Source organism: Planococcus sp. CPCC 101016 (genome assembly GCF_007859295.1).
Lineage (GTDB): Bacteria > Bacillota > Bacilli > Bacillales_A > Planococcaceae > Planococcus.
This window is the reverse complement of record NZ_VOHB01000002.1, coordinates 2,179,709-2,192,446: the sequence shown is the minus strand read 5'-3', so window position 1 is coordinate 2,192,446 and position 12,738 is coordinate 2,179,709. Positions and strand designations below refer to the sequence as shown.

The following is a 12,738-nucleotide window of genomic DNA, read 5'->3' as shown; positions in this document are numbered from 1 at the left end:
TATAACTGCTATTAATCAAGGGTGACTAAGTTAGGTATATTACTTTTTACGCATATGACGTGTTTTAGTCATATAACCTGATCGAATGATACGATGCAGTTGGTCAATAGGTTTACTTTTAATCGCTTCTGTTACTAAAACAGTATCAATCGGCGTCAACATATTTTGCACACGTTTTTCATTAATTAATGCAGCTGTTTTAGGAATGCTACCAGTAATTGCATAAAATTTATAGATTTCTTCTTGTAATGTCTTAGGTTCATAATTTTCGACAATTTGTACAAAAGTCTCGAGTGATTGTATTTCGTTTTTTGCTTCCGTTAAAGTAAGTTGACGTTTCATGAAAATCTCCATTCTCCAAATTAAGGCTTTTATCTAGTATAATTTAATCATTAAAAATTATATACATAAAATTTTAAATATTTTTAAGTTATTCAATAAACTTCATACTAAAAATGGATATCATTATTGAAAGGGTGTAAAGGTAGATGACAATATATATTGAACCTTTTGAAGGGATTAATGATTTCGATATTAATAGTTATAGTAAAGAGAACCCATTGCATGATTATAAATTTTCAGAAAATATTTTTCGTCCAACAGGTAACGATCCACATCTTATTTTGCGAAAGTTAGATGCAGCACATTGGAATTCAATTTTGACTAACAGATTACTTTCTGTGAACTTGAACTTCTCTTATTGCATGTTTTACTTTTATAAAGGCATACCTGATGAGGAATGGTATATTTCACCTGGAAGGGGAGGCCAGTCTGTCGAATACTATCCTAACTTTGAGAATAAACATTATAGCAATTTATATAATTTCACTTATTTCGCCGATATATATTTTTTAAAAGCGTACACAGTATGTGAGACAATAGGTCATTTATTATTTAAATTCTATGAATTTAAAATTGATGAAAAGAACTCTTTAGATCAAATAAGTTTTAACAGTGCAATTTATCGTTTGAAAAATATTTATCCTGATTTTTATAAAGCGCTAAATAAAGTGAAATATTCTGATGCATTTAAAAAAGGTGTTGCTATGAGAAATGATATAGCACATAACCATCCACCATATGAAATTACTTCTGGGATTAGATTTTCTTCGAAAGGCGCATCTTTTGGTATTGGAGAATATACAACTGCTGGGGAAATTAAAAAGGTAATGATTGATTTCATGGAAAGTATAAAAAAGTTGTTCGAAATACTACACAAATATCTAGCTGATAGTAAATTGAAATAGATGTATCAATTTCTGATATACACTTGAGCAAAAAAGACCTCCTTCACCCAGTGAATTTAAGAGGTCTTTTAAAGTTCATATTAATTTTGAGAAAGCATTTTAAACCATTTGCTATTTTAAACGACCATCGAAGTATAATTGTCTCTTATACTTTTCTAATGTTTCTTTGGAAATGTTCAAGTGATTAGTAATCCAAGAATCGTCCTTATTAGCATTAAGATGTATTATAATTTGATCCATATAAAACTTATCCATAATCCTTGGACCCATTGGTTTGTTGTAGTTTTTAAAACTTCTAGACATACCATCATCCTTTCTTTTAATTAAGTATTTGTAAGAAGATGTACGATTTAAAAAAATTAGATGTTCAAAAAATCTACTTAACCTCCTTTCATTCCTGGAGTAAATAAATTATGTTAGTAAAATAATCACATCCTCAACCTTTATTTATACTGAATATTCAGTATATTTTATATATAACAGAACATATGTGCGCGTGCAAGGTTATTAAATATTTTAGTTTTGCTAACAATCAAGGAGAATACTTTAACTAAAATAAAAAATTTGAATTTTCTAAAAGTTTAGTGTACACTTATTAAAAATTTAATATTCAAATGAACAAACAATGAAAGAGTTTAATTAGTGGGGGAATATTATTTGTATATTAACAATCTTAGGGATGCATTAAAAAATTTATCTCCAGTAGAATATGAAGCTTATTTAATGAAGTTGAGAAAAGTTTTGCTCGAAGAATATAAGAAAAGTCTTAAACCCTCAGTCTTAAAAATGAGAGTTGATGCTTTTATTAACGGTAAACCTCCTAAAATAGATTATTTTGAAGCTTATCTTTTAACATTTGATAAGTTCAAACGAGATGGAGCCATTTTAGCGTTAAAAAGTTCTTATCCTTCTTTGCCTAATTTTAAAGATCATTTAACGCATCTAATCACCCTAGAGAGCAAGCTTCCTTTACATATAAAAAATTTTTTAGTCGAAGAAGACATAAAAAATGAAATTGAAGAACTGTTCTTTAATTTGTTGGAGTACTGTGACAGTTTAGAACTAGAAGAGTTTTTAAAGAATTTGGTTGCTACTAACAAATTTTTAAAAATTAAGTAACACAACAGCTGTTAGTTTACTAACAGTTTTTTTAAGAACAACGGTATTTTATAAAATACTTTTTTGTATAAAAATTTAATTTATGTATTTCGTAAATTACCATAAAAGATTTTTTTATGTAAAAACATTTTTAGGAGGCGGTTATATGAATGGTAATAGAGGCAAAATGGACGAAAAGAAAATACAAAAACTGGAGAAGCAAGGAAGAGGGACAGGAGTTTTAAGTGAATATATCCCATGGATTACTACACAAGATTTTAATTCATTTGGCTTAACTACAAGAACGATGGGTTGGAAAACAAAGCGAATTCATCATTTTTTTTCTAACAATGAATTAAATTATTTTTATTCTTTAGAATGGTGTGACCGAGTAATTGATATTAGAGAACAATTTCCTTTAAACCGTGAAGACACTTGGTCATTGGCTGCCGAAAAAGGCATAAAACATCCAACTAATAATGTTGATGGTATGCCTTATACTATGACAACAGACTTTTTAATTACGGTGGAATTTCCTGAAGGCAAAAAGGAGTACGCCAGAACGGTAAAACCATCTGACGAATTAAAAAAAATGCGTGTAATGGAGAAATTTGAAATTGAACGTAGTTATTGGACTCAAAGAAACATCGATTGGGGCATAGTTACCGAAAAAGAAATATCTCAAGGTTTAGCTGCTAACATGGAATGGCTGTACAGTTCATATAACAATGACATGCTTTTTCCTTCACCTATTTTTCAAAGCTATGTAGATAAGATGAAAAAATATATTCTTACATCAACCATGTCAATTGTTGAAACAACTGATTTATTCGATCACGAATTAAATTTACAAGATGGAACAGGTCTAAGTATCTTGATGTATCTAATTTCACATAAACAAGTCATGGTAGACATTACAATTCCTATTCAAACTCATTTACTTGTCTGTGATGTTTTAAAATTCGAATAAATAGGAGTGAGTTTATGTTATCTGTAAATGATTTATTCAAGGTCACAATCGTAAACGAACAAGAAAGTAGTGAAAGTGGTATAAGAAATGAAAGTATAGAGAGGATATTATGGATTGATGAGGGTGGAGTTATTTGTTATACAATTGAAATCAATAGATCAACTGCTATGCCAGTCAAAAGAAGTTTTACAGATTTGAATCAACAATTGGATGAAAATCTTATAACACTCCATATTACAGAACCCTTTGCTTCTGTATACCAATCTGAAGAAAAGATATCTATAAAATCAAAACAATGTAGAGATCAACGTTGGGAACTTATTAAAACACTAATAAACGACGAACCACGCATATACGAACCTGACTGGCGAGGTAAAATGATAAGAGAAGAGATGGAGAAAAATCAAAAAAGTAAATCTTTGTATTACAAATACCTAACGCAATATTGGCAAAGAGGTAAGATAAAAAATGCATTACTACCTGACTATTTTGCTTCTGGAGGAAAAGGTAAAGAGAAAAAAATGACAGATACTAAAAACGGCCGACAAAAACGATCTTCAGCGGAAACTGGAAATGGAATTGTTGTTGATGATGCCATAAAGAAAGTTTTTCATATCAGTGTAAAAAGATATTATCATTTGCAAAAGGAAAACGCTTTAAGATTCACTTACGAGCAAATGCTACGTCAATATTTTAATGATGGATTTTATACAGAAAACGGGACAAAAAAACCTATTCTTAAAAATAATGAAGAAATACCTTCATTTCGTCAATTCGAGTATTGGTATAAAAAGAATTACTTATTTGAAGAGAAAATGCGTGCAAGAGTTGGTGACCGTAAGTTTGAACTAGATTATCGGGCAGTCTTGGGAACTTCCGTGGGAGAAATGTTTGGTCCTGGCACGAAATTTCAAATTGACTCAACTGTGGCGGACGTTTATATAGTTAGCGCTTTTAACCGTTCAAGGATAATAGGAAGACCTATAATCTATGTAGTAATAGATGTGTATAGCCGCATGGTTGTGGGATTGTATGTTGGTTTAGAAGGACCATCATGGGCGGGTGCAATGATGGCCATTGCAAACACGGCAAGTGATAAAGTAGCCTTTTGTAAAGAATATGGGATAGATATTATTAAGGAAGATTGGCCTTGTAATCACCTTCCTCAAACTTTTTTGGCTGACCGAGGTGAAATGGCAGGTAAAAAAATAGATAAATTTTTAGAAGCTTTCAATATAAACATTCAAAATACTGCTCCGTATAGAGCGGATTGGAAAGGAATTGTAGAGCAGCACTTTAAAACGATTCATACTAGTGTAAAGCCATTTCTTCCTGGGAGTATTTTCAAAGATTTCAGGGTGAGAGGAGGCAAAGATTATCGATTAGATGCTTCTTTAACGATGGAAGAATTCACACAGGTGATTATTCACTGCACTTTACATCATAATAATTATCATTGGCTTAATCAATATAATCAGAGTGAAGCAATGATCAGTAATGATGTTAAATTGACACCTAAAGAAATTTGGCATTGGGGCATTAAGAATCGTTCTGGAAAATTGAAGACTTATCCTGAAAACATAGTAAAACTGCACCTTTTGCCGACAGCCTTTGCAAGGGTAAACCGACACGGAATTGAATTTAAAAAGATGCGGTATTTAAGTCCGAAATCTGTATCTCAAAAGTGGTTTAGTCAAGCAAGGCAAAAAACATGGCGTATTGAAATTTCTTATGATCCAAGAGATATGTCTAAAATATATTTGCATAACCAAGATGGTTCTAGTTTTGAATCGGCAGAATTAATTAAGCATCATCAAAAATATAATAAGAAGACGTTAGAAGAAATTGAACTCCAATTAGCTTACCAATCTTATGAATATGAACAACATCTTAATAAAGAAAGACAAAAGAAGTCGGATATGCAGTCTGAGATTGAAAATATAGTTGAAGAAGCAAGTCGGCAAGTAAAAAAAGATATTAACAACGACAGTGACCGACAACGGGTTAAGGGAATTAGAAAGAACGGGTTAGTGGAAAAAGAGGCCAATAGAAAAAAAGAGGCTTTTTTACTGGAGGCTCACAATTTACAATCAGAAGAAATTGCTTTAGAAGCAGATAATATTGAGATAATTCCAGATAACGAAGAACCTTCAAGATTAGACCTAATACGTCGAAAACAGAAGGAGAATATACAAAATGCTAAAGAAACAAGAAGAGACTAATAACGAAGAGGTTTCATCCGAAAAAGCAATTTATACAGAACAGAAAGTTTGGAGGTATCGAGGTAATCCACTTATTGAAGCTTTGCCGCCAATATTTGAACAGGACCAAGTCATTGAGATGATGTCTTCGGTGCCTGAATTTCAACATGGCGAGGACTTGAGTCCAAATCAAAGATATCATTTAATTCCTGCTATTCTTCAATATTATCAAGGTCAAATAGAGCATCTTGACCTCGAGCAGCGAATTTCAGCTTGCATTAGACAAAGCTATGTTCATCGAAATCCTATGGATATTGAGAGAACGAAAAGAGCATATGAAAGTTATCGTGCTTTGAAGGAAGGGAAATTTTTAAAAGAATATAGTAATAATATCAATCAAGTCGGGATTGGCTTTACAATTATAGGTCTTTCAGGAGTAGGGAAAACCACTGCAATTAAACGTGTGTTAAATAATTATACTCAAGTAATTAAGCATGAACGCTATAACAATCGGTTGTTCACTTTTACGCAGATAAGCTGGATAATTTTAGATTGTCCTCATGATGGAACTATTAAAGGCCTATGTGCAAGCTTTTTTTCTAAATTAGATAGCTTATTAGGATCAAATTATTTGTATACCTTTGGAAGAAGAAACAATTCTATAAGTGCGATGCTTCAAAAAATTGTTAGTCTATGTGAATTATTTGGAATCGGGTTGTTGGTTATCGACGAGATACAACATTTAAGTACCTCAAAAAATGGGGGAGCCGATAATATGCTTAGTTTTTTTGTTACTCTTGTAAACACAATCGGCGTTGCAGTAATTTTAGTGGGTACAAATAAAGCGGCACCAATACTTCAAAAGGAATTTCGTCAAGCGAGAAGAGGAAGTGGCCAAGGGGATATGGTTTGGGATCGAATGCGAAATGATGAAACCTGGAAATTATTTATCTCAGGTTTATGGGAATTCCAATGGACTAAAAAATTTGTGAAGTTAACGCCAGAATTAAATGATTTAATTTATGATAAAAGCCAAGGAATTGTTGATATTGCTATTAAGCTATTTATGGTTTCTCAAATAAGGGCAATAAGCATAGGTGCAGAAAAACTGACCGTTAGAATTATTAATGATGTATATAAAGATAGCTTTAAATTGGTTAAACCAATGTTAGATGCATTAAGATCTGGCGAACTTAGTCAAATAGCTTTATACGAAGACCTCGCACCAGTGAATTTTGAAATGGAATTTGAAAAATATCGAGCATCAATAAATATGAAAGAAAAAATTTACATTCAAAATAAAATTCAAGAAAATAGAGCATCTAAAAAGCAGGAGACACTTCTGGAGCAAGTGCGAAAAATTTTTATTACTATGGAATACAACCTTAAAGATATAGATGACGCAATAACGAAGTCTCTACAAGCGGAAGGTAATGATATTGATAAGTTGACTTTGATAAAGAACACTTCAGTATACTTAATGGATGTAGAAACTAATAAAAAAAGTTCTTTAAATAGAAGGAAAACTTTAAAAAGATCTAGTAATTCAAATTTATTATTAAAGTTCGTTGAAGAAGCTAAAGAGAATAAAACACCAATTTACGATTATTTAGTTGAAAAGAACATTATAAGAAAACCTTCTTCAGAAGATTGGAGGTAAGTTATAGTGCTATTTACTTTTCCCACGCCATATCCTGACGAACTTCTATATAGTCTCTATTCTAGGTATCATATAAGATCAGGGAATACCTCTCCTACAATGACCTCTCAAAATCTGTTTGGAAATATGTATTTGCGTCCAGTTCGTGATTTACCCGCCAATCTGAAATTATTAACAGACAAACTTGGACAAGAGTGGGACCCAGAAATGTTAATCTATCGTAATACTATGTTTAATTTTTATGCTCCGTTTTTACAGAAAGAACAATCTTCGAATGTTGTAAAATTGATGATTGGAAATGGTGGCAATCTCATACACAGCCAAATAGGTTTCACTAAAACTCTCGTTAAAGGTAAAATAAATTTCTGGATATGTGAAGAGTGCATTAAAAAGGATGTGGAGCTTTATGGTGAAACTTACTGGCATCGCGTACATCAAGCACACGGAGTTTTTACATGTCCGCAACATTTAACTTTACTCAAAGAGACTGAAATTCCTCTACACTCATCGAATAACAGAGATTATACTCCTGCCTGTCCAGATTTATTTAGAAAAGAACATTCTGTGAACCAATACAACGATCACGAAATGGAGTTTTTATATAAACTTTCTTCAATGATAGAGACACTTTTTGAAAACCCATTTTCTCCGCTTTATGAGAAGAGAGTTAAAAATGTTTACTTGAAAAGACTACATGAAAAGGGTTATATCACACCTAGGGGTTACGTCCGATATAAAGACTTAAATCAAAACTTTAACACATTTTACGGAAAGGATTTTTTAAATTTATTACAAAGTCCTACCTCATTTAATTCTAGTGATTGGCTAAAAAGAATTTGTCAAAAACATAGATCTTCATTTCATCCCATACGACACCTTCTGTTATTGATTTTTCTTGATTTAGATTTGAAAGATTTATTTCATCACCGAAACAGTAGTAGTACTGCAAATATTTATGAAAGGGGTGCTTACATTAATGAAATAGAAACAAACGTATATTTTCCATTTGGAAAAGGTCCGTGGCCGTGCCTTAATATGGTGTGTCCAAGTTATAGAAAGAATGTAATTAATACCATTTCAATTTACAAAGATTCGAAAAGAAAAAAACCAGTTGGTGAATTTCAATGTCAATGTGGATTTGCATATGTCCGTAGCGGTCCCGATATATCTTCGGAAGACTTTTACCGAATCGGTAAAATGAAAAGTTACGGAAAATTGTGGAATGATAAATTAGAAGAATTAATCGCCAGCGGCAATAGTTTAGCTTCGATTTGTATAGAGCTCAATGTTAGTGGAAATACAGTCAAGAAATTTGCTTCTATATTAAACATTAAAACATCCTGGAAACAACCACTTATGAAACAAGATCGTTACGAGGACAGCAGGTTACTTGAAGAATTGGCAACAAAACGGGAGTCGTGGCTGATGCTACTGATGGAAAACGCCACTAAATCGAGATCAAAACTCCAATTAATGGCTCCAAACTTACATTCTTGGTTGAAGAAAAACGATAAAGAATGGTTGGAATCTCATTCTCCTCCAAAGAAAACAACTTCCCATAATAGAACTATCGTTGATTGGAAAAAAAGAGACCTTGAAATACTTTTACTAACAAAAGAGGTAATCAGACTGTGGGACAGTGAAAGTGATAGTATAACCAGAATAACCAAAACGGCTGTTGGAAAAAAGATTCGAAAATTACACATTTTAACTAAATCATTTGATAACATCCCTTTAACAAAAAGATACTTAGAGAGTAAAATTGAAAGCTTTGAAGTTTATAAGATGAGAAAAGCAAAATTTATAATTCAACAACTAAGATTTTCCGAGGATTATTACACAGAATATCAAATTTACCGTAAATTAGGTTCGAGTAAAGATAGGGTACCAGTCCAGGTAAAGAACTATATTGAATCAGAAATTTACACTGGCAATGGGCGACGAAGAAAACCAAGAACTTGATAATTAAAGAGTATCGTCGTATATCTTCATACATTTACAATTTTTGAATACAGAAAGAAGTTTTTTATCCATGTATCAGAACAAGAATAACTTTATTTAAAAAGAAAAAGTTCTTTAGCTTTTAATTTGAAATAGAGAATTGACTAAGCATTTTTCAAAATAAAAAAAGATCACTAAAAGCATTTACGCTTTTAGTGGTCTTTTATATTTTCTTTGAGGAAGTTCACTTATATTTTTTTATAAAAGTCTCTGTTTCATTATGATCTATTTTTATTAAACCTTTTTTAAATCTTACGTTCATTGATAACTATCTACATAAATAAAGTTTGAAGTGATTATTCACTTCAAGCTTTGTATTATTTAAAAAGTTCTTAGAATTTTTCTTGAAATAAAATTAATGATTCCAATTTGATAAAAACATTCTTACCTTTCTTCTTTTCTTTGAATATCTAGTTTAATTTCTCGCAATCTTCTTATACCACTTTATTCGATCGTAAGCATAATAACCAGAGAAATCGAAGATCCTCCAATATTTGCAATAAGTGCTGCTGTTACAGTAACGAAAATTTGTAATTTGAATATCTAAATCCAGATAATGCCCAACTCTAACCTTCAAATCTAATAATTATTATTTCTATTAAAACATCTGAAAGGGTAGCTGCTAATTACTATGATTGCCTTGTTGATATGAACTAGAATTATCTAATAAAAACACAGAATTGTAAAAAATTTCATTTTTAGTATATGATGAAAGAAAACACTGCTGGAAGGGGTAATCAATTGACTAACTTTAGTAACGAGTATGCTAAATCTGACTCGCAAGTAAAGGGGAAGGATGGGGATTTAGAGTTTTGGCGCGAGGTGGGTGTTAAAGCCGATGCACATAAAGCTAAAAATCCATCTGAGCTTAATGCTTTTATACAAGGAAGAATTGGTAACTATCATGTAAATGCAATCAAAGAAATTGTAGAAGTATGTGAATTAGAAGTTGGTTCAAATGAAAATAAAGGACCTTTATTAAAAAAACTGTACGACTTACCTGAAGAACAAAAATTGTTTTTGTGTAACCTTCATGATTTCATGTCTAGGAAGAAAAAGACAATTAACGACTATTATGAATCATGTTCAGAACAAAAGAACTTTACACATCCGTTGAGCAAACTATATTCCTTGATGAAAATCTCACCAGCCCACCTGTTGTCAATCAGAACGTTAAATCTTTGGCAAAATCATGCTTCGGGAGTGTTAATGGGCATGGATAAAAAAATAACCAAACCACTTGCTCTAAAGATCGCCACCGAAAGTACCTTCGAGGATGCTTTGGTAAATAAATTATACAAAGCATCTGGAAATAGTCATGCCTATAAAATTCATTCTTATTGCCACTATAATAATAAACTAATTATACAGTTATATAAATTGATGGATGACGTTTCAAAAGAAGATTTTACTCGAGCTATAAGAAATCAAGCAGTTAGTCGAGTTATATTTTCTCTTGATATGGATAATAATTTAATTGAGATTAAAAGTAATTCATATTACGAAGAACGGGCGATTAAGGAGTATCTAGAAGAAACATTCTCAGGAATAGCTACAAAAATAGAAAGCGAAGTATATACAGGTTTAAAGCAAGAGGAAGTTAAGGCTGCCGTTTTGGAAGGGAAGACTCCTTCAGGAGAACAAGTAGACGATTTTTTAGTAGATAAAATTAAGTTTCGAGAAAGTCCATTAGAGAATTCACCTTCTCTATCCTTCTCGCTAGAAAATATTGATGTATGGCCTTCCGTTGCCGATGCCTATAACAAAGGTGCAATATCAATTTCTAGTGTGAAAAGTATTGATTCTATATCCTTTAGATCTGAAGGGACACGGAGGACCGTTTATTCAGGTGTTTTAGAGAATGGGAATTTAATATTTCAAATGGATGATAGCAGACTTGGTACTGACAAAAAAGAGCGGCTGGAAGAAAAATTCCTTAAACGATTCGGGATTCCATTATATAAACAATTATCAAATATTGACTCATTAGAAGGCAGTGTGGATATGATCGACTATATAATGAGGAGTCGGAATACAGTGGGTCTTGAATCAATAGCTAAACAAAAGGAAAAAGAATTACTTGATTTAAAACTACTAAAAGAAGAAGAAATAATCAGGAGTGGTTGTAAAAATAAAAACTGTGGTTTTGAAGAAATTCTTTTTGATATCAGTGACAAAAAAGAAGAATGCCCATCTTGTGAATCAGATGATGTGTATGTTTATTCAGAAGTTCAGTCAAATTTGAACAAAGTAGAAATAAAAAAGTTTATTGAGAATAAAATTAGAGAAATTTGTAAAGGCAAAGAATGGACCTTTCTAGGCTTCTCAAAAAGAAAAATTAATAATGAGGAATTCGAATTTTTAAAATTAGAGAATAACAGTACAGGGAAAATACTTAAAGTTTTAGTTAGCCAAGAATTAATGCCACAAGCAGCTTTTAATAAAATGAAAAAACTTTTGGACCCTACTTTAGTAATAACTGTTGGACAATCTATGAAAAACACCGAACGGTATTCAAATGGGTGCTTCTTTGCTGTCAGTTTTGGGAACTTTTACGAAAGGGAGAAAACTGATTTATTGACCCTTTTATTAAAAACTTACAATACATTAACCATGAAAACCAAAGACTTTATAGCTGACGCTGCATCAGAAGCTTACGAAACGATTAAAAACAAAGTGTCGGACCCTAAGTCAACTGGATATAGCGCCACTGATTTAGAAGATGATGTGTACGTATTGCTAAAAGATTTTTTTATAAATGTTCAAAAATGGGGACATGAAAATACAGGACAAACTTTTCCAGAAGGCATTTTTACATTGTTTTATGAAAAAAATGTAGGAAAGATAAACGCTCCACATAAACTAGCTTATTCATATGATTGTAAACTAAACTTAGACCTGCTAGGCTACAACTTTTCTATTGGAGAAAGAGACAAGGCCATAAGATATATAAAATCATTAAGCGATAGTCTAGAACTTTCTCAGTTTACTGATAGTAATCATCTTGATGGTCATATTTTTATTGGTAATAAGTTTAAGGAGAAAAATTCTCAAAACACTTATGAGGAAATTATAAAAGCGATTAAACAAACATATGATACAGATATTATTTTTATAACGACGGATGTTCTTTTATATTTGCACGAAAAATATAGGGAGAACTTTTCATTAATAGAAGGTTCTCGAAATTTATTCATGTTCTTATTAAGCCGAACTTTAAAAGAACTGAATGGGAAATTTATAAGCAATGATCATATCGATTTTATAATTAAAAAAACATTAAGCCAGGCTAAGAAGCAGGTAGCGAATTTTGATGAAATAACAGCAGATTTAAAAGAAGAATTGTTGCAGGTGACTCGATCATAGCTGTAATCATAGCTGTTGTGAATATGAGTTCCAATTTAAATGGGATAGATCAAATTCAGCAGGTATAAACACAAGTTTTCTTGCGATCACCAGTAGAACTTTAGCCTTCTTGCATATCACTTATAAAAGAAGCATTTGAGTTTTGCAATGAACTTTTCAAATAAATATCATGGAATGCTCTTAATCTGCAATTCG

General features: G+C 31.6%; 8 protein-coding genes. 7 read left to right on the top strand and 1 reads right to left on the bottom strand.

Going from position 1 to position 12,738, the window contains the following annotated elements; all coding sequences use genetic code 11:
• Positions 1-39: 39 nt before the first annotated feature.
• Positions 40-342: a hypothetical protein gene (locus tag FQV26_RS10410; protein ID WP_146557412.1), complete on the bottom strand. Its 303-nt coding sequence runs from the start codon at positions 340-342 to the stop codon at positions 40-42.
• A gap of 146 nt (positions 343-488) precedes the next feature.
• Here FQV26_RS10410 and FQV26_RS10405 point away from each other — a divergent pair, with 146 nt between their 5' ends.
• The 7 genes from FQV26_RS10405 (at position 489) to FQV26_RS10375 (ending at position 12,543) form a co-directional block, all read left to right on the top strand.
• On the top strand, positions 489-1,247 hold the full coding sequence (locus FQV26_RS10405; protein ID WP_146557411.1) for a Cthe_2314 family HEPN domain-containing protein: 759 nt from the start codon (positions 489-491) through the stop codon (positions 1,245-1,247).
• A 642-nt stretch (positions 1,248-1,889) separates the two neighbouring features.
• Positions 1,890-2,366 carry a hypothetical protein gene (locus tag FQV26_RS10400; RefSeq protein WP_146557410.1) on the top strand — a complete coding sequence of 159 codons (477 nt, stop codon included), beginning with the start codon at positions 1,890-1,892 and terminating at the stop codon, positions 2,364-2,366.
• Positions 2,367-2,511: 145 nt separating this feature from the next.
• On the top strand, positions 2,512-3,315 hold the full coding sequence (locus FQV26_RS10395) for a TnsA endonuclease N-terminal domain-containing protein (RefSeq protein ID WP_146557409.1): 804 nt from the start codon (positions 2,512-2,514) through the stop codon (positions 3,313-3,315).
• A 14-nt stretch (positions 3,316-3,329) separates the two neighbouring features.
• Entirely contained in the window at positions 3,330-5,537 is a 2,208-nt protein-coding gene (locus tag FQV26_RS10390) for a Mu transposase C-terminal domain-containing protein (protein ID WP_146557408.1), read from the top strand.
• Positions 5,512-7,176: an ATP-binding protein gene (locus FQV26_RS10385; RefSeq protein WP_146557407.1), complete on the top strand. Its 1,665-nt coding sequence runs from the start codon at positions 5,512-5,514 to the stop codon at positions 7,174-7,176. The genes FQV26_RS10390 and FQV26_RS10385 overlap by 26 nt, the downstream gene beginning before the upstream one ends.
• Positions 7,177-7,182: 6 nt before the next feature.
• Complete coding sequence (locus FQV26_RS10380; protein ID WP_146557406.1) at positions 7,183-9,138, top strand: TnsD family Tn7-like transposition protein; 1,956 nt, start codon at positions 7,183-7,185, stop codon at positions 9,136-9,138.
• A gap of 780 nt (positions 9,139-9,918) precedes the next feature.
• Positions 9,919-12,543: a hypothetical protein gene (locus FQV26_RS10375; RefSeq protein ID WP_146557405.1), complete on the top strand. Its 2,625-nt coding sequence runs from the start codon at positions 9,919-9,921 to the stop codon at positions 12,541-12,543.
• The last annotated feature ends 195 nt before the right edge of the window (positions 12,544-12,738 follow it).